An 18,403-nucleotide genomic window follows, 5' to 3' on the forward strand; every position below is an offset into this window, starting at 1 on the left:
GCCGCCTGTAGAGCGCCGAGGGCGCAGGAGGAACGCATGTCTGAGTACAGCGAAACCAACGTGAATGTGACCGAGAACGAGAACGAGGAAGTGGCCGTCGAGAATACGGCCGAGGTTGTCGTCGAGACCGAGGCCGTGTCCGAGCTGGTCGCCGACGACGAGACCGTCGAGGAGGCTCCCGAGGCCGAGGCTGCCGAGGAGCAGGACGCCGAGCCCAAGGCAGACGTCGCGAATCTCGATGATGAACTGTTTGACAAGGTGAATCGCGCCGCCCGCTTGCTGCGCGGCCGTCGCGACATGATGCGCGAGGAGGCCGAGGAGGACGCTGCCCGTCTTCGCGACCTACAGCGCGCCCTGAAGCTCCTCGAGCTGAAGCCCCGCATGGAGCAAAAGGAGATGGCCGAGCTCATGGGCATGCGTCTGCGCGAGCTCAACGCCCTCATGATTGAGGCCGAGAAGCACGATATCGTCGCCCGCATCGAGCCGGAAGAGGAGGATATGCGCAAGATCGTCGTGTTCGCCTCCGAGGATGCCGCCGAGCTGGCCGAGGCGATGGGCAACAAGCGCAAGAAGCTCATCCCGACCCTCTCCGCGGATTCCGCGAACGAGATCCTCTCCCTGCTCGACCAGATCATCGATCCGATGGTCGCCATGGGTCTCGACGCCGACCGCGGCCCGCGTGGCGGTCGCGACGATCGTGGCCCGCGCGGCGGCTTCGGCGGTCCCCGCGGCGACCGTGGTCCGCGTGGACCCCGTGGTGGCCGTGACGACCGTGGCCCGCGCGGCGGCTTCGGCGGTTCCCGTGGTGGCCGTGACGACCGTGGCCCGCGCGGCGGTTTCGGCGGTCCCCGTGGCGACCGCGGCCCGCGTGGAGACTTCGGCCCCCGTGGCGGTCGTGGCCGCGACGACCGTGGTGGTCGCGGTGGCTTCAGCGGCAACCACCGTGGTGGCCGCTTCTAGGCGCCCCGCCACGCGTCATAGCGATATACGAAACCCGATCGGCTTTGCGCCGGTCGGGTTTTTCGTTATGCGAGTGGGACAATGGGGACAGGCACTTTACCCATCAGCATGTGGCCTGCCCCTCTTTCCCGATGGGGAAAAGATGCCTGTCCCTGTTTTCCCCAGCTGGCTATGAGCCGGCTGGGGTCTTTTCTTGTCGGCGAAGCGCCGGCAGCCGGGCGCGCTCGGCAGGCCCGCCCGATAAAATGTTTACCCGGTCTGTTGTGACAGATTTGCCCGGAAACGTGTCACAACGGACCGGGTAAATGGTTTACCCGGTCCGTTGCGGGCCGCCGGTCAAGCTTAGGACCGTGCGCGTCCATAAAAGAAGCCCGCCTCCGGAAGGAACCGGAGGCGGGCGGCAATCGCAAAATGCAGCCAGCGGGTACAGACCCGTGTCGAGCCCGCGCTACACGGCAGCGAGTACAGGCCCGTGTCGAGCCAGCGCTACACAGCCGGCGGGCGAAGACCCGTGTCCAGTCTGAGCTAAACGGCAGCGGGCGCTGAAGACCCGGCGGCAGCCGCGTCGCCCGCAGGCTGTTCGGCTACGGCTTCGCTGTCGATACGGCCGGAGTCCCCGGGCGTGATGGTCATGCTCTCAAAGCGGTGCGCCATGTAGGCGTCGTCGAAGTTCTTCGCGTAGAACGCTTCGACCGGGGTCGTGCCCGCCACGCCGGACAGGCGCTCGAACCAGCAGTCGAGAGCCTGCAGCGTCATGACGCCGTTGACGAGCATGAGCACAGTGCACAGGGCGGTAAAGGAGTAGCGCAGCTTCCACGGGATGATGTTGATGAGCTTGAGCAGCCACGGCAGGCAGAGCTTGATCCACACGAAGCCGAGCGCGCCCCACATGCACATGAACAGCGTGCTCGTGCGCCCGCCGAACAGCGCGGCCACCGGGTCGGGGAACAGCCCGAAGATCGTGGAGCCCGAGTAGTCCCACGCCACGGCACCGAAGCCGGTCTGCATGAACCAGCTCACGGCCGCCTCGAACAGGCCGCCGATAATGGCGGACACCACGAAGATGATGACGGGGTTGGCCTTGTAGAAGCGGTTGAGCGCCACGGTCATGAGCACGGCACCGAAGCCGTAAATGGGGGAGAACGGGCCGAACAGCATGCCGGCGCGATCCTGATATACGCCCGGCTCGACGACGACCATGTGGTAGATGGTCTCGATGATCAGGCCGAGCACGCAGCAGACCACGAATACCCAGAACAGGTTGAAGAAGTTGAGCTCGATGTAGCCCTTGCCCTCGAGGTCGCGTCCGAGCATGCCCATGCGCGCCGCCTGGCGATCGGTCAGATCGCGTGCGGTGCGCTCGAGATGGCGCTCGTGGCGTAGCGTCGGGTCGACGGTCACCGACAGGGTGAGCAGGATGACGAGCTGGATGGCGTCGGGGATGAGATTCGTGCCGATGCCCTCGAGCATGATGCGCAGAAGGATCTGCACGAGCGTGGTCGCGATGAGCGCATAGGACCAACGCGCGGCGTTGCGGCGGCGATCCTTGAGCAGCGAATGGCCGAAGATGATCAGCGCGATGCCGTTACCGAGCGTGACGACGATCGAGATCGCGAGCAGCACGACAGGCAGGGTCGGGTCGGTGCCGACAGCGATAAGCTCGGGATTCGTCTGCAGCGCCCACATGACCATCGCGCCGAAGATGAAGATCATCGGGACGGTGATGATACCGTCTGCCATGCAGAGGAAGCCGTAGATCTTCAGAATGAGCGGGATTTCCTTCGTGGAATTCGCGGTGGCGCCCTGGGCGGCCCCCTTGCCGTCGGACGGGGTGATATCGGTCATGAGCGATCCTTTATCCGCAGGTTAAGCATGCAAACTATCAAAGTGTACCGTATCGGGGGATAACGTTCGCGAACCATACGGATAACCCACGTCGATCGTCAACCATTTCGTTGACGATCTTCTGTTCTCTTTGACGAGGAAACGACCTCCCGATACGATTACGCGGTTTTGCGAAAGGCGTGTATCCTCTGTCATGCCTTTCACTGGGCCTAGGAGGTCCGAACACACGGGAAAGGGAGAGAAACACATGTCACCGAATCGTCGAATCGTTCAGGGCACCGGGCTGTTCTATCTGGTGTTCGGCATCATCGCGCTGATAACGGCTGCCGTCATGTTCTTCGGGGCACCGCTTGCCGAGTCCAGCATGGAAGACGGTACCGAGATCGCCATGATGTTCGGCATCATCCTCGCCATCATCGGCCTGTTCATGGTCGTCGCCGGCATCATCGGTCTGCGCGCCGCCAAGCACGACAACCTGCTCAAGCCCTTCATCTACATTTCCGCCTTCATCGTCGTGCTGAACCTCGCCGAGATCGGCCTCACGTTCAGGAGCGGTGAGGGTGGTTCGATTTACATGAACCTCATCTACGCTGTATTCTCCTTCGTGGCGATCGTCGCCGCCTCGCGCGTTCTGAACGGCGACAAGTAGTCTGATGTCGATGGCCGAAAGCCGCGCGGTTGTCCGAATCCGTAACGGCGCCTGTCTGCATTGATGTGCGGACAGGCGCCGTTCTTCATGAGGAAGCGGCCTTATCGTCAATACTTGGTTGACGAATGCCGTCTCGCCATCATCCCGAATCTTGCAAGAGACGTATTCTTAAGGAAGAATACCGGAATTCTGGCGATACGCCGAGATCCGCTGTTCCGCAGCCGTAAGCGCACGTGTCATGTTGGGATTGAGGCATGAACATCCGCCAGCTTCAGTATTTCTACCTCGCTGCCTGTTACGGCAGCTTTTCCGAGGCCGCTCGCGCCGAGGACGTTTCGGTCCAAGCGGTATCCAAGGCCATCATCGAGCTTGAGGAAGAGCTGGGGCAATCCCTATTTTTCCGTGAGGGGAGAAGTATTTCCCTCACGGGATTTGGCAAAGCGATGGTCGGTCCTGCTCGTGAGGCGGTTGCGAGCTTCGATGCAGTGGGCAGGGCGGCGGAATCGTATGGCATGGCTGATGGCGACGCGTCGCAGCAGATCCTCCGTATCATGCTCGTATCGCCCCCCTTTGCAAAATACGAGCTGGTGTGCAGCGCGCTTTCGCAACTGATTTCCCACATGATCGGCACGAAGACCCATATTGCAATCGGCAGGGGAGCCGATGCGCTGGCCGATCTGCGTGCCGGCAACATCGACGCACTCATTACGATCGGTGCTTTTTCGAATCCCCGTTGTGTCACCCGCGCGCTCGGCAACGTATCGGTCGGTGCCTTCATGGGCAAGAAGCATCCTCTTCGCCGCAAGCGCCTTGTGAGCTTTGATGACTTGGAGCCCTATCCGGTCCTGTTCAATAAAGACATCGATTCATTTAACGATACGATTCTGTCCGCATGTCAACGCAGCGGCCTCAGCTCGGATGTGGTGGAGATCCAAACCGACGCCGAGGTTGCCGATTTCCTCGAGTATCGGGACGGCTACGTGCTGGGCGTCTATCTCAAGGCGCTCGATATCAAACCGCTTGCCGCCATGCACAAGATCGATCCCGCAGATGCTCCTCCGATTCCCATATGCGTGGTGACGCTCAAGGGTAAGCAAGGCGAGAAGTACGAACGTCTCGATCGCTTTGTTTCCAGGGAGTTTTCCCTGCTTAAAAGGATGTTCAACGAGTAAGGGCGTCCCTAATCGACAAATCGGCCGCATACCGTCGGCAGAGTATCGCCGCACCACGGACTATTCGACACGAAAAGGACCCTGGAACCAATGTTGTTCCAGGGTCCTTTCAGCATACGGTGCCGGACGGCGTCGCCCTAGTGACGATCGGTGTCGTTGAAGTCGTCGAAGTCCTCGTTCTCGTCCACGTATGCCTTGAAGGCTTCCTTTTGCTCCGCATTGAACTTGTCGGCAGCGGCCTTCTCTGCGGCGGTGGCCTTCTTGAACTTAATCGGCTGGTTGACCACGACCTGCGGGAACGGGATGGAGATGTCGTACTTGTCGAATAGCAGCTTCATCTCGCGATTCAGATCGCTGGTGAGCACGACGCGGTCCTTCTCGGCGCATTCGGCCACGATCTTGATGTTGACCGAGTTGTCGGCGAGCATCGTTACGCCCTTGTAGAACGGACCGTCGACGATGGCCGGCAGGCGGTCCTTGATGTTGGGCAGCTCCTTGGAAAGGATGCTCTCCACGCGCTCCAGGCTCTCGCCGTATTCGATGCCGACCTCGACGGCGGCGAACGAATGCTCCTTGGTCATGTTGACCACATTGGAGATGTTGGAGTTGCGCAGCACGAGGATGTTGCCCGAGCCGTCGTTGATCTTGGTCGTGCGCACGCCGATTTCCATGACGGTGCCGCGCTGGCCACCGACCTGGATGATGTCGCCGACGCGGAACTCGCCCTCGAAGATGATGAACAGGCCGGCGATGATGTCGGACACGATGCCCTGGGCACCGAGCGAGACGGCAAAGGTCAGAAGACCGGCAGAGGCGAGCAGCGTGGCGGTGTCGACGCCGAGCAGGCCCAGGCACCAGTACAGGATGCCGATCATGGCGGCGTATTTGACGATGCTCACGCCGAGGCGGCATATGGTCACGCCGCGGGCATCGAGCACGCTCGAGATCATCTGCAGGATCTTTTGGATGATGGCCGAGATGGTCAGCGCCTCGCAGGCGAACATGAGGCTCGCCGTGATGGCGAAGATGTTGAGGCCGCGCTCCCACGAACCGCCGAGGATGTAGGAGAACAGGGAGTCCTCGCCGAAGACGGCATCCTTGAAGATAATCGCCAGGAACACGATGATGACCGCGGCGCTGCCGAACCAGCGCAGCACCTTGCCGACCTTCTGCTCGGGCGTCATCTCGTCCCAGTTGAAGGAGCGATTCAGCCAGCGGCTGGCAGCGGACTCGGAGCGCACCGTGCGGTCGCCGACGTTCACGTTGACGATGCGGCTGTTGTCACGGTTCTCCTCGGGTTCGTTCCCTTCGGCGGTCTGCTCCTCCGCGGGCATGGTGGTGTCGAAGGTGAGCAGGCAGAACACGATCGCCAGGCACACGAGTGCGACGACGCCGGTGGTGATGGTCAGCGGGGCGCGCTCGTTCATGAGCGCGCCCTCGGTGCCGGCGACGAACACGTAGTAGTCGCTCGTCTCGGTAGCGGAGGCGTAGTACTGCTTGCCGTTGATGGTGATGTAGTCGCTGAAGCCGTCCTTGAGCTCGTCTTCGGCCATGCCGCAATCGGTAGCCTTCTTGCCGACCATGTTGTCGTCCGGATAGTAGGCGAAGGTGCCGTCGGACTTGTTGATTGCGAACGCGAAACCGTCGACGCCGGCTTGCACGCCGTCCAGGACGTTGCCGATCTGGACGATCTCGAGCAGGTTCTCGAGGCGTGTCGGGCGGATGCCCAGCTGCACGAAGCCGGTGAGTTCGCCTTCCTTGTCATGCGTGGTCACGCCGATATATTGGCGCAGCTCGCCGGAAACCTCGTCGGGCTGCGGCTTTTGGACGAGATACTCCACGCCCTGCAGCAGCTTGCGGAACTCGTAGGACTGCTCTTCGGGATCCTCGGACAGCGTGAAGTTGGTGAAGCTGGAGTTGGTGGCGGTCATGACGCCCCGGTCATCGAACGTGAAGACGTATTGGATCTGGAGGGCGTCGGCGAGCTCCTGGAGCTTCGTGCGGGTGGCGAGCTCAGGGTTGTTATCGATGATATAGGCGGCGACCTGGGCCTTGGATAGGTAGCGCTCGCCGTACTGTTCGGTCAGCTCGTCGGCGCGCTGCTGGCTGCGCTTGATGGTCGAGGCGATCTGCTCGACGCGTTCGTTGTTGGTGAGCGACTGTGAGGACAGCGCGAACAGGGTCTGCATGTAGAACGAGACCACGAGCACGCAGATGAAGCCGACGATCGAGAGCACGGCGGCCTTACCGGCGACGGAGCGGTTGAAGCGGAAGGCGCCGTGGTCGACATAGTGTTCCTCGTATCCCTCCTCGCTCTCGTGGCGGGCCTCGTCGCGCAGCACGAAGATGCCGTAGAGGGTGACGGCGGCGATGACCGCGAAGAACACGAACAGGATGACGCCGACCGTGACGCTGCCGGAGGCGGCGGTGTCGGACTCCGGAACGGCGGAGATATAGTAGGTATCACCCTGGAGCATGACGCGGCAGAACAGCTCCTCGCCGTCGATCTTCATGATTCCGGTGTTGCCGTCCTCGAGGTCGGCGACATTGAGGCCGGCGTCGATCGCGTCGGCGCCGATCAGGTCCTCGTCGGGGTGATAGGAGATGACCAAATCCTTGGCGGAGACGGCGAACACGTAGCCATGCTGGCCGATCGAGATGTTGCGCAGCACGCTCGCGGTAGAGCCGGTCGCCTCGATGAGCTCGCGCAGCTCGGTCGGGTTCTGCTCGACGATCACCATGGTGTCGTCGTCGATGCGGTCGGCGTAGTAGCGCATGAGCCAGTCCTGCTCGGGCAGCTCGATCTCGACGGCAGCGGAGGGTTCATGCGTGCGGAAGGTGTCGCGCAGCGCGTTGAAGCGCGCGTAGGTGAAATCGGCTTTCGTCTCGCCGGACTGCGCGAGGACCTCGCCGTCGCGGTCGGTGACGAACAGGTTGTCGACGTCGAGCAGCTCGCGCAGCTCGACCATCTTGGCGTCGGTCTCGGCGTAGCCGGCGTCGTTTTGCGCCATATAGGCGACCTGAGCGGCCTTGGACTGGTAGATGGCGTCGAACTGCTCGGTGTTCTGCACGGTCTCCTCGTCCGCCTCGGCGAGCAGGCGTTCGAGCTGGACGGCCTCCTGTTTCATCTCCTCGTCATAATTACCGTGGCTGAGCGAGCTTTGCATGTTGGTGAGCAGGGCGCCCATGACGATCATGCTGGCTGCGACGACGATCAACAACGCAGTAATCTTGATTCTAAGATGTTTGGACATGCCGACGCCTCCTAGTTCCACTTGTCGATGAGCGTGTCGATGGTGTCGTCGTCGAGCATGCCCTGGATGGCGTCGGCGACCTTGGGCGAGAGCTCGGAGTCCTTCTGCGTGGCGACGCCGAAGGACTGTTCCTCGACCACGAAGTCATCGAGGATGTGGCGCTCGTTGTTCATGTAGGTCTGCGCGATGGCGCCGTCGAGCACCATCGTGTCGATCTCGCCCTCCTCGAGTGCGTCGGAAAGCTCCTGATAGGAAGGGTACTGAACTAGACGCCAGTGATCGAACTGCACGTCGCTGTTGTCCTCGTTGGCCGAGCGAACCTCGCCGTCGGAGAACCCGATTTCGTAGAGTTTGATGTTCAGCAGCGGGGCGGCGTTGGCACCGCTCATGGTGCCGAACGTGCAGCCCTTGAGGTCGTCGATCGTCTCGAACAGCGACGAGTTCTGGACGACGGCGATGACCTTGTCATCGTAGTAGGCGGGGGAGAAGTCGAAGTTCTCGAGGCGGGCATCGGCGATGGAGTAGCACGCGACGAGCGCATCGACCTCGCCTTCGAGCAGGAGCTCCTTGCGGTTGTCGGGCAGGACCGTCGTGAACTCGACGTTCTTGTAGCCCAGACGGTTTGCCAGCTCGTTGGCGATGTCGATCTCGAGGCCGTAGTACTTGCCGGTTTTCTCGTTGAGATAGCCGAACCCGACGATGTCGGCGCGAACGCCTACGCGCAGGGTGTCGGAGCTTGCCGTCGTTGCTATCGGCGACGAGCCGCTGGCGCTTCCCGTCGAGCTGCCGGCATCGGTGCAGCCGGCGAGCCCGGCGAGCGCGAGGACGCCAGCGAGCGCGGCGGCCCCGAACTGCCTCCGTGTAATTGTTTGCATCTTCCCTCCTGTGCTTGTGCAGAGCAGCTTATTTCAAACCTGTTAATTATCTCTACAAGCAGGGAAAAAGAGCAGGGTTTAAGGAGTGTTCAAAAAACAGTTGAGGATGAGCGATTAGACAGTTGGCAGCATGGCCAAAACGGTCTTACAGCTACCGAAGTCAGTCCTTCCGTTCGGAGTTTGAGGTGCGTCTCGAAACGTGGTGTGCCGCCCTTCCTCGGCGGCCGTAGTCTCGTTCGGCGGCCGCTTACCGCGATTCTGTTGCTTTGTGGCGCCTTGACTCGCGAAGTGAGTGTGTAGATTCGGAAAACCTTTGTATACCGTATGGGTGGCAATTTATGTACCTGCGCTTTTGTTCCCTCAGTCCATCTAGCTACTCGCCGTTTGCGAATCGAAGCACTCACTTCGCGTAGATCGGGCTGTCGACTGGGGCGAATCTGCGCTTGGAATCGGCATTTCGGCGCCGCGGATGTTTTCCCAGTCTGCGGGAACGCGACCGACTCTTAGCAAGTCCACTCGGACATGCTGCACAAAAGAAGGGCGGCCCGGATTGCTCCGGACCGCCCTGGCGGCACGTAATATGTGCGTGCGTGGTTACGCTGCGACTTAGCCGAAATAACGCTTCAGCAGACCGGCGAACGCCTTGCCGTGACGGGCCTCGTCACGAGCCATCTCGTGCACGGTGTCGTGGATGGCATCAAGGTTGGCGGCCTTGGCGCGCTTGGCAAGGTCGGTCTTGCCGGCGGTGGCGCCGTTCTCGGCCTCGACGCGCATCTCGAGGTTCTTCTTGGTGGAGTCGGTCACGACCTCGCCCAGCAGCTCAGCGAACTTGGCAGCGTGCTCGGCCTCCTCATAGGCGGCCTTCTCCCAGTACAGGCCGATCTCGGGATAGCCCTCGCGGTGAGCGACGCGGGCCATGGCGAGATACATACCGACCTCGGAGCACTCGCCCTCGAAGTTGGCGCGCAGGTCGGCGACGATGTCCTCGGGGACCTCGGGGAGCTTGCCAACGCCCACGACGTGCTCAGCGGCCCAGGTCATATCGCTGTCCATCTTGGTGAAGCGGTCGCCGGAGACGCCGCACTGGGGGCACTTGAAACCCTCGGGCAGCTGATCGCCGTCGAACTCCTCAACGTAACCGCAAACGGGGCAAACGAACTTCATGATCTTCCCTTTCGATCACAGGCGATTGCGTGCGCTCCCGGTCCGTATGGACCCTCTCCGGGCGGCACGCCGTACAGTTAGAATTATGACCAAATCGTGATGAACCAGACTCATATTGAGACTGATTCCTAAAAGTTCTCAGGACCTTCACAGTATGTTTGATTTGGAAAACTTCTCAGTCCAACGGGGCATCGAAATAGGAGCTTGATTCGTGCACAACACGGTCGATATAGACCGCGTCGTCCTTAACATGGTAGATGATCACATAGTGCTGCGCCGAGACGCGGCGGTATTCGGCGTCGGGAGATTCTGGCAGCTCAATCAGCGTTCCGGAATGGGGGAACGCAGCGAGGAGGTTCACCCGATTGGCGATTGCGGAGACGGCTCGGTTGGCCGCCTTTGGACTCGCGGGGGTCTCGCTGATATAGGTTCCGATCTCGCCGATATCGAGCTGCGCCATGTTTCGCTGAAGAATTGTACGATGACTTCATCGTTGTTCTTTGCGTTTTCGCACCTTATGAATCGGTCTTATGGAGCCCTCCTCGCGAATATCTATATGCTGGTGTATAGGAGGAGGACAGCGTAGCGCGTACATTTGCTGATGAATATAGGTAGGAATCCAACAGCAACCTTACACAGCAGCGTGGGGGTCTTGCGAGCACGGATTCAATCGGCAGACGTCTCCTGCGCCAGTGCGAGCGGACGGTCGCCGTGCCGATGACGTCGGCAAGCTACCGCATCCAGCATGAAGCACACGAGCCGCATCCGTTGCAGATCAGGCGGCTGCCGCATTGCCCGCATTGCTCGTGATAGACCGGTTGATAGAGGTCCTGCTCGGGGATCTCGAGGCCAAGGCGGTCGGTCAGGCGCCATGAGATGGGCGTGCCCTGGTAGCCCATGCCCGATTTCCAGGCCTGCTGGCTTTGCGGCTTCTTGCCGCGCAGACGATAGGTCCGCCCGTCCTTCACGAACACGCTGCCCGTCTCAATGAACGCAAACGTCACGTTGGCGGCCACGCACTCGCTGCGCAGGGAGCGCACCCAGGCAAAATCGCAGGGGCGAGCCCCGCCGTAGTTCTCGCCACCGCAGATAACCTGCTCGATGCCGTGGGGCCCTAGGCAGCCGGGCGCGGCATGCTCTACGGATACGGGCCCGATGAACGGTGCGCACATGATGCCGCGATGCTTAGCGGGCGTGGCAAGCAGGATGGGAATGCGCTCGTTGGCGCGGCGCTGGTTCTCGCAGGTGACGTTCAGTATGACGTTGTCCCAGCCGTCGCCCCAGTCGGTGGGAAGGCAGGCGGCAAAGCGCTCGGGTCGTTTGGTGAGGATATAGAACCGCACGTCAGGGCGCTCGCGGATGATGTCCCATGCTGCGTTGCGCCATGGGTCGGCCTCGGGCACGAGGAAGTCGGACGTCATACAGACGCGGATGAGCTCGCCGGGGCGGACGCGGTACGACCCCGAGCGCGTGCGCTGGACGGGGTAGTCGAAGTTCTTGGTGCGTACGACGCGCGACCCGTCGATGCCGCGTCGTTCGTCGTTGTAATACATGTAGCAGTTGTCGCAGCCTTCGCTCACACGCGTGCAGCCGTGCCAGGGATTCCATATGTCATGCATGGCAGGCCCTCCTTTCGTGCGTGCGGGGCTGACGCCTGCGAAAAAGATAGCGCATGTGGCATATCGGCGGCGCACTGAGATCTACGGCAGACAGTGCCTGCTCTTCTGCAGATTTTTACGCGTTATGTACACGTGAATTTTCATGCCGGCCAAAACGGCACAGTTGGGCAGCTGCAATCCTTGGAAAAAGTCGCCGATCGGGTGTCCCTCCGAACGGGTCAAAATTCAGGCGGTACACAACTAGGAAAAATCTGCAAAAACAAGAGGGCAAGCTGCCGCCGCAGGAAGGCTGCCGCTCGTTCGTGTTGTCCTTTCGGGCTTCATGTGGCTTCTCGCCTCAGATAAGCACGCCATTGCAGTGGTCGATCTCGTGCTGAATGATCTGTGCGGTGTAGCCGGAGAAGGTCTTCGTGATCAGCTGGAACGATTCGTCGAGGTAACTCACCTTGATGCGGCGGTAACGGGTGGTTGGGCGCGTCCCAGGAAGGGAGAGGCATCCCTCTTCGGTCTCGTATTCGTTGGCGCGCTCGACGATGACCGGGTTGTACATGAGTGTCGCCCGGGGTCCGTCCTGCACCACGATGATGCGCTTGCGCTGCCCGATCATGTTCGCCGCCATGCCCACGCATTCGTGCGTATGCGCGGCCAGCGTATCAAGCAGGTCCTGGCCCGTGGCCGCATCCTCCGGCGTCGCATCGACGCTCGGCATGCGCAGCATGATGGGGGAGGTGACGATGGGACGGATCATCGGGGGCTCCTTTATACGATAGCCGCATCAGTGACAGAAGTCAGATCCGCTTCATGTCGCAGGAAGGCAGTGTGGTGCGCTGCCAATCTATCTTCTGCAGGATAAAGGTTTTTGCTGTGAGGCAGGGTCAACGGCCTGTTTGCAAAGGCCGAGTAATCTGTGTTTTCGAGTTGCTTGCTAATGGCAAGGTGGAAATCAGAAGGATTGACGGAAATCAGCATATTGTCGAATAGGATATGCAGGTCCGCGCGAAGAAGAAGCCCATTGTTGACCGATTGGCTTTTTGGGCCAAGGTAAGATGAAATATGCGCAGCTTGCAGTGCAGGCTCAACATCGAAAAGGGTGACGGCGCATCGTCCGCCGTAGGCATTGAGCAGCTGCTTTCTGAATTCGGATTGGCGCTTTCTGCGGACAATCCATGCGAGCACGCGTTCCCGTTCATCCTGGTCATCGGATAGCGGATCGATCGGCAAATCGAGGATCTCGTCTGCATGGAAATCAGGGGTCTTCGTGCCTGACTCAAGTCGATCCTCCATCCATTTTTTCTCGCTTTGGGAAAACGGGGAGAGTCGATCGTCTTGCTCGGATCTCACGGGACCATGAAGCAAGAACGTGCCGCTATTCGAATCGTAGCGTTCGACAAATGCAAGGCCGAGACAGCGGTAATCGCTGCCTCTTTCCTTGGCGAAGACGCCGACGGGCAGTCCTCTCTGTAAGCAACGGCGGAGCGCGTCGTTATAGCCGACGTTGGAATCGCGCTGTCCGAGGTTGAGGCGGTGCGCGCAATACTCCATGATCCACGTTCCGTCGTCGAAATGATGGAGCGTATCGTCGGAATACACCGAGTTGCCCGCCGTGGAGATAGAGATGGCGTAAGGGTGACCTGCCGGCTTCTGAATTCCGCTTTGTGCGCAGAGCTTGATATCGATATTCGCGGGGGTATGGTCGCGCCAAGGCCGCGGACCGATAAATCCCTCATGGTCCATGAACCATGCGTATGCAGGAGCGTAGTCCTGCGGGGCTTTGCGGACGGCGCGTTCCACCGATAGGTCGAGGCCGCCGTAGATTTCGATAGCCATGGGTCGTCCATCCATTCGATTGGGATCTCTCATGTTGGATGGTAATGCTTCTTCTCTCTGGGCGGGCGTGCAGGCGAGATGTTTTCGCGCGAGAGTTTTCATCCCATTGAAAGCTTTTGCTATTTCCGCAAGAGTTTTCAATGGGATGAAAACTCTTGCGTTGCTGCGAGTCGTCGACGATATTGATCTTTCGGCGTTGCTTCGCCCTATTATGGTTGCGTATAGAAGGTGCTTCGCTGGGGCTTTATCGCGCTTGAATGGCTTGTCGGCGACTGCTGATGAACAGGGGATATGGGGGACAACATGAACATTAGCGCCTGCACCGCCGCATACTTTACCGGCGCGGGGACGACCCGTACCATCACCGAGCGCTTCACCGCTGCGATCGAGGCGGCGGGCATCCCCGCCCGCGCCGCGGACATCGCGCCGGCAGGTTCCGACGTCCCCACTTTTGACCCCAACGACCTCGCTGTTTTCGCGGTGCCGTCCTTCGGTGGGCGCGTGCCAGCGCCGGCGCTCGCGCAATTTGCGCGGTGCGAGGGCCACGACACGCCTACCGTGCTCATCATCACCTTTGGCAACCGCGCGGTGGACGACACCTTCCTCGAGCTGGCGGACACGGTGCGCGAGCGCGGCTTCATCCCGGTTGCGCTCGGTGCCATCTGTGCGCATCACTCGCTGATGATCGATGTTGCAAAGGGTCGGCCCGACAAGACGGATCTTGAGGCGGTCGATAACCTTGCCCACGCCGTGCTCGACAAGCTCGCCCGCATTTCTGACGCCCGCGATGCCGAGCTGGCCGACATCCCCGGCAACCGCCCGTATCGTGACTTTGCCGGCTCGCCCTTCCGGGCTCAAGCCGATGCGGGCGTCTGCACCGGCTGCGGCTCCTGCGCCCGCCAGTGCCCGGCCGGCGCGATCGACCCGGCGAACCTCGCTTCAACCGATACGGACGCCTGCATCACCTGCATGCGCTGCATCGTGGGCTGTCCCGCCGGGGCCCGTTCGCTCACGGGCGGCGAAGACCTTGCGGCCATGCGCGCGGCCTTCGCTGAGCGCTTGGCGCCGCGCGTCGAGTCCTACATCGTCGGGTAGAAGGTCCCGTTAGCCTATTGCGCGCTGACCGCGAATGGCTTTGGACAAACAAAGGTTGACAGTCGTTCACCTGCTCTAAGGCAGACGCATCGTTCCGATATGCTATAAGGTTACGAAGCGCACGAGGGCATGGGGATGCCCCGCGCATTGCAGGGAAAACCGCCGACGGAAAGGCGACGGATTATGGCATCGACCGCAGAAGACAAGCAGCACCCCGAGGACGAGAAGGCGCCCAAGGCGGACGCCAAGGCGCCCGAGGCGCGCCCCTCGTTCTATCGTCGTCACAAATGGTTCGTCCGCATCGTGACGGTGCTCGCCGTGCTGGTGGTCGGATCGGCTATCGCCATCACCGTGGCCGTCCGCCATCGCCAGGAGCAGGAGCGCCTGGGGCTCGGGGCGGTCCAGCCCCCGAGCGCTCCCGAGGAGCTCGAGAACTCCAGCGGCAAGACGGGTGCCTTCACGGCGCACGTGGAGTACACGAGCATGGCCGAGACCGACGGCCACCAGGTGGCGACCGATATCGCCTGGGATGACGCGTGGTTCTTCGAGGATCCGACCGTCTACAACCACGAGCTCGCCACCACGTGCTCGGTGCTCTCGGCTATCGCCAACTCGGAGTCGGGTTACTACCAGGCCGGATCCAACGCGCCCGCCTACATGGAGCAGGCGCTTGCCGCGCTCGGCTTCGATGATATCTCGACCGCGTCCTACCAGTATCGCAGCGAGGTGTTCGACGAGATCGTCGACTTCTTCGCCGGTACGGATGACGTCGTGGCGTACTCGGTTGCCACCAAGCGCGTGAAGAACGCCGACGGTGCGGAGAAGACCCTCTACCTGGTGTCCGTGCGCGGCAGCTACGGGTCCGAGTGGCTGAGCGACTTCAACATGGGCGACGCCGCCGACTACGAGATGGACGCCATCGATCACGAGGGCTTCATGCGCGCCGCCGACGAGATCGTGAGCGATTTGGCCGAGCGCCTTTCCGAGGACGGTGGCGGCGATGACATCGCCCTGCTGTTCACGGGCCACTCCCGCGGCGCTGCGACGGCGAACCTTGCCGCGTCGTACGCCGACGATATGACCACGGGTCTGCGCGCGCTCGCATCGCTCAACAACATCTACTGCTACACGTTTGCCACGCCCGAGGTCACGGAGTTCGGCAACGTGCACGACGAGCTGTACGACAACATCTTCAACATCATGAACCCGAGCGACATGGTGCCGCGTCTGCCGCTGGCGGCTTGGGGGTATGCGCGCTACGGCCACGACCTGTGGTTGCCCGGCTACGGCGACGAGGCGTTCGACGAGCATTACGACGACATGCGCGCGGCGTTCAAGGCCAACGTCGGCACCGAGAGCCCGTATGTGCCCGAGGACCGCGAGCGTGTGGACAAGCTGATCGACGACATCGCGCGCGAGGTGCCGACGGCCGAAGACATCACCACGGTGGGCGGCATCGCCTCACTGGTTCATGACCTTTTGGCCGACGTCGACCCCATGCAGGTGCTCTACGGACACTATCCCAACGTCTACATCGCCTGGATGCAGGCAATCGACGCCGACGATTTGCGCGCGGACGGGGAGTAGGATCGCCGCCGCGTGCGATCGTGCGGCACCTCGCTTTGACGGGTGGAATAGTAACGGGCCCAGCTGCGCATGTTCGGTATGCGGCTGGGCCCGTCGCCGTTGCACACGGGGATGGGCGATTTTGTGTCCACGAGGGGTTGTAGATTGATGGCATGGGGAAACGCCCGCACATGCGGGGCGCTTAACGAGCCAAGGAGGCCATCATGTACGAACCGTCACGCAATCTCTCTTCGTTCCATATCGCGGGATTTCAGTACTGGGACGGCGCGACCGTGCTCGACCAGCTGAAGCCGGGAACAAAGCTCACGTTGGTGCCCGAGACGGACAACCCGCATGATCCCGCCGCGGTCGCGGTGCGATTCGACGGCGTCAAGCTGGGGTATGTGCCGGCAGACCACAACGAGCTCATCTCGACCATGCTGTTCTTTGGGCATGGCGATGCCTTCGAGTGCCGCGTGCAGCAGGTGGCACCCGAGCGGAGCCCGTGGCATCAGGTGCGTGTTGGCCTGTACGTGACGGACGCCCGCTGATCGGCGAGCGCGCAAAGCGGTCTGCCGGCTTTGGTATGCGGTATGGGTGTAGTAGCATTCGGATGAGCAGCGCGACGCGCAGACGAGGAGTGCGGATATGAACGAGATCAAGTGCCCGAAGTGCGGTGCCGTCTTTACGGTCGATGAGAACAGCTATGCGGACATCGTGCGTCAGGTGCGCGACGAGCAGTTCACGCACGACCTCCATGAGCGCGAGGCGATCATGCATCGCGAGCACGAGCAGGCGCTCCAGCTGGAGCGCTCCGAGGCCGACAAGCGCATCCAGAGCATCCAAGCCGAGCACGACGCGCAGGTTGCCGAGCTCAAAGCGACCGCTGCCGGCCAGCTCGCCGATAGCCTGTCCGAACGGGACGCGAGGATCGCCGAGCTGACCGCCAAACTCGCCTCGGCGGAGCAGGAGCGCGCCCTTGCGAGTGACAAGGCGGCGGCGGAGGCGCGCGAGCAGGCGGGCAAGACGTCGGCCGAGCTCCAGCGCACGATCGACCAGCTCCAGGCGCAGCTCAAGCAGCAGCAGGACGCATCGGCCTTGGAGCAGGCGAGCGCGCGTCAGGAACTCGAGCGCGACATTGCCGCGCGCGACGCCCAGATCGCCGAGCTGAACGCGAAGCTGGCCGCCGCCGCCGATGCGCAGAGCATGGCGGTGCAGCAGGCCGGCTCGCAGGCGCGCGAGGAGGCACGGGCGGCGGAGGATGCCGCGCGCGAGGAGTACCAGCGCTGCCTGTCCGACCGCGACGCCCAGATCGCCGAACTCAAGCAGCGGCTCGCCGCCGGTTCCGCCGAGCGTGAGCTTGCGGTAACGCAGGCGGTTGCCGCGTCGGAGCGCGAGCGCGATGAAGCACGCGCCGAGCTCGCCCGCGAGTTGGCGGTGCGCGACGCCGAAAAGCAGCAGATGGAGACGGCGCATAGCCTTGAGCTCGCCCAGGTTCGCAAGAACACCGAGGAGCTGCTGCGCTACAAGGACGACGAGATCGAGCGCCTGAAGGACATGAAGGTCCGTCTGTCCACCAAGATGGTGGGAGAGTCGCTCGAGCAGCACTGCGAGACCGAGTTCAACCGCCTGCGCATGACGGCGTTTCCCCACGCCTACTTTGAGAAGGACAACGATGCCTCCGAGGGCACCAAAGGCGACTTCATCTTCCGTGAGGCCGACAAGGACGGCAACGAGATTATCTCGATCATGTTCGAGATGAAAAACGAGAACGATGCCACGGCGACCAAGCACAAAAACGAGGACTTCTTCAAGAAGCTCGATGCGGACCGCACCAAGAAGGGCTGCGAGTACGCGATCCTCGTGAGCCTGCTCGAGCCCGAAAGCGAGCTGTACAACGCGGGCATCGTCGACGTGGGCTACCGCTATCCCAAGATGTACGTGATCCGTCCCCAGTTCTTCATCCCCATCATCACGCTGCTGCGCAACGCCGCCCTGAACTCGCTGAAGTACAAGCAGGAGCTCGCTATCGTGCGCCAGCAGAACATCGATGTGACGAAGTTCGAGGAGAAGCTCGGCAAGTTCCAAGACGGGTTCTCCAAGAACTTCGAGCTGGCGAGCCGCAAGTTCCAGACCGCGATCGACGAGATCGACACCACCATCAAGCACCTGCAGAAGGTGAAGGACAACCTGATCTCGTCCGAGAACAACCTGCGTCTGGCCAACGACAAGGCCCAAGGACTCACGATTCGCAAGCTCACGTGGGGCAACCCCACGATGAAGGCGAAGTTCGACGAGGCGCGCGGCGAGGCGGACGCAACCGATGCGGATGTCGAAGATGTCGCTGGGGCCGAGGTGAACGGTACGGACGAATAGG

Annotated in this window: 15 protein-coding genes; 7 read left to right on the forward strand and 8 right to left on the reverse strand. The window is 61.6% G+C overall.

The features are described from left to right. Positions 1-36: 36 nt before the first annotated feature. Positions 37-960 (forward strand): hypothetical protein, encoded by a 924-nt coding sequence (locus QUW00_RS04985; protein ID WP_289613286.1) that lies wholly within the window; start codon positions 37-39, stop codon positions 958-960. Between the two features lie 525 nt (positions 961-1,485). Here QUW00_RS04985 and QUW00_RS04990 read toward each other — a convergent pair. Next, on the reverse strand, positions 1,486-2,805 hold the full coding sequence (locus tag QUW00_RS04990; RefSeq protein ID WP_289613287.1) for a putative ABC transporter permease: 1,320 nt from the start codon (positions 2,803-2,805) through the stop codon (positions 1,486-1,488). A 247-nt stretch (positions 2,806-3,052) separates the two neighbouring features. On the opposite strand from QUW00_RS04990, the gene QUW00_RS04995 reads away from it, so the two are divergent. Further along, positions 3,053-3,454, forward strand: a complete 402-nt coding sequence (locus tag QUW00_RS04995; protein WP_289613288.1) for a hypothetical protein — start codon at positions 3,053-3,055, stop codon at positions 3,452-3,454. A gap of 254 nt (positions 3,455-3,708) precedes the next feature. Next, entirely contained in the window at positions 3,709-4,626 is a 918-nt protein-coding gene (locus tag QUW00_RS05000; RefSeq protein ID WP_289613289.1) for a LysR family transcriptional regulator, read from the forward strand. Positions 4,627-4,763: 137 nt separating this feature from the next. Here the strand turns inward: QUW00_RS05000 and QUW00_RS05005 are convergent, their stop codons facing one another. From QUW00_RS05005 to QUW00_RS05035, 7 genes are all read right to left on the reverse strand, one after another. Then, positions 4,764-7,880 carry a mechanosensitive ion channel domain-containing protein gene (locus QUW00_RS05005; RefSeq protein ID WP_289613290.1) on the reverse strand — a complete coding sequence of 1,039 codons (3,117 nt, stop codon included), beginning with the start codon at positions 7,878-7,880 and terminating at the stop codon, positions 4,764-4,766. A gap of 11 nt (positions 7,881-7,891) precedes the next feature. Continuing rightward, the gene (locus tag QUW00_RS05010; RefSeq protein WP_289613291.1) at positions 7,892-8,755 is read right to left on the reverse strand and encodes a transporter substrate-binding domain-containing protein; all 864 of its coding nucleotides are present in this window, start codon (positions 8,753-8,755) and stop codon (positions 7,892-7,894) included. Positions 8,756-9,361: 606 nt separating this feature from the next. Then, positions 9,362-9,919 carry a ferritin family protein gene (locus tag QUW00_RS05015; protein ID WP_239458225.1) on the reverse strand — a complete coding sequence of 186 codons (558 nt, stop codon included), beginning with the start codon at positions 9,917-9,919 and terminating at the stop codon, positions 9,362-9,364. Between the two features lie 175 nt (positions 9,920-10,094). After that, positions 10,095-10,379, reverse strand: coding sequence for a type II toxin-antitoxin system RelE/ParE family toxin (locus QUW00_RS05020; RefSeq protein ID WP_289613292.1), 285 nt, complete (start codon positions 10,377-10,379; stop codon positions 10,095-10,097). Between the two features lie 271 nt (positions 10,380-10,650). Next, positions 10,651-11,538 (reverse strand): DUF5131 family protein, encoded by an 888-nt coding sequence (locus QUW00_RS05025; protein ID WP_289613293.1) that lies wholly within the window; start codon positions 11,536-11,538, stop codon positions 10,651-10,653. Positions 11,539-11,875: 337 nt separating this feature from the next. Continuing rightward, positions 11,876-12,286, reverse strand: a complete 411-nt coding sequence (locus tag QUW00_RS05030) for a peptide deformylase (RefSeq protein ID WP_289613294.1) — start codon at positions 12,284-12,286, stop codon at positions 11,876-11,878. Between the two features lie 11 nt (positions 12,287-12,297). Next, a complete protein-coding gene (locus tag QUW00_RS05035; protein WP_289613295.1) occupies positions 12,298-13,365 on the reverse strand; it encodes an HNH endonuclease in 1,068 nt (355 codons plus the stop codon). Positions 13,366-13,668: 303 nt separating this feature from the next. On the opposite strand from QUW00_RS05035, the gene QUW00_RS05040 reads away from it, so the two are divergent. From QUW00_RS05040 to QUW00_RS05055, 4 genes are all read left to right on the forward strand, one after another. After that, positions 13,669-14,460, forward strand: a complete 792-nt coding sequence (locus QUW00_RS05040) for a 4Fe-4S binding protein (RefSeq protein WP_289613296.1) — start codon at positions 13,669-13,671, stop codon at positions 14,458-14,460. Positions 14,461-14,643: 183 nt separating this feature from the next. Then, a complete protein-coding gene (locus QUW00_RS05045) occupies positions 14,644-16,047 on the forward strand; it encodes a lipase family protein (protein ID WP_289613297.1) in 1,404 nt (467 codons plus the stop codon). A 203-nt stretch (positions 16,048-16,250) separates the two neighbouring features. Then, entirely contained in the window at positions 16,251-16,577 is a 327-nt protein-coding gene (locus QUW00_RS05050) for an HIRAN domain-containing protein (protein WP_289613298.1), read from the forward strand. Between the two features lie 97 nt (positions 16,578-16,674). Beyond that, positions 16,675-18,402, forward strand: coding sequence for a DUF2130 domain-containing protein (locus QUW00_RS05055; protein WP_289613299.1), 1,728 nt, complete (start codon positions 16,675-16,677; stop codon positions 18,400-18,402). Position 18,403 lies beyond the last annotated feature (1 nt).

Source organism: Collinsella tanakaei (assembly GCF_030373545.1).
GTDB classification, from domain to species: Bacteria; Actinomycetota; Coriobacteriia; order Coriobacteriales; family Coriobacteriaceae; genus Collinsella; species Collinsella tanakaei_C.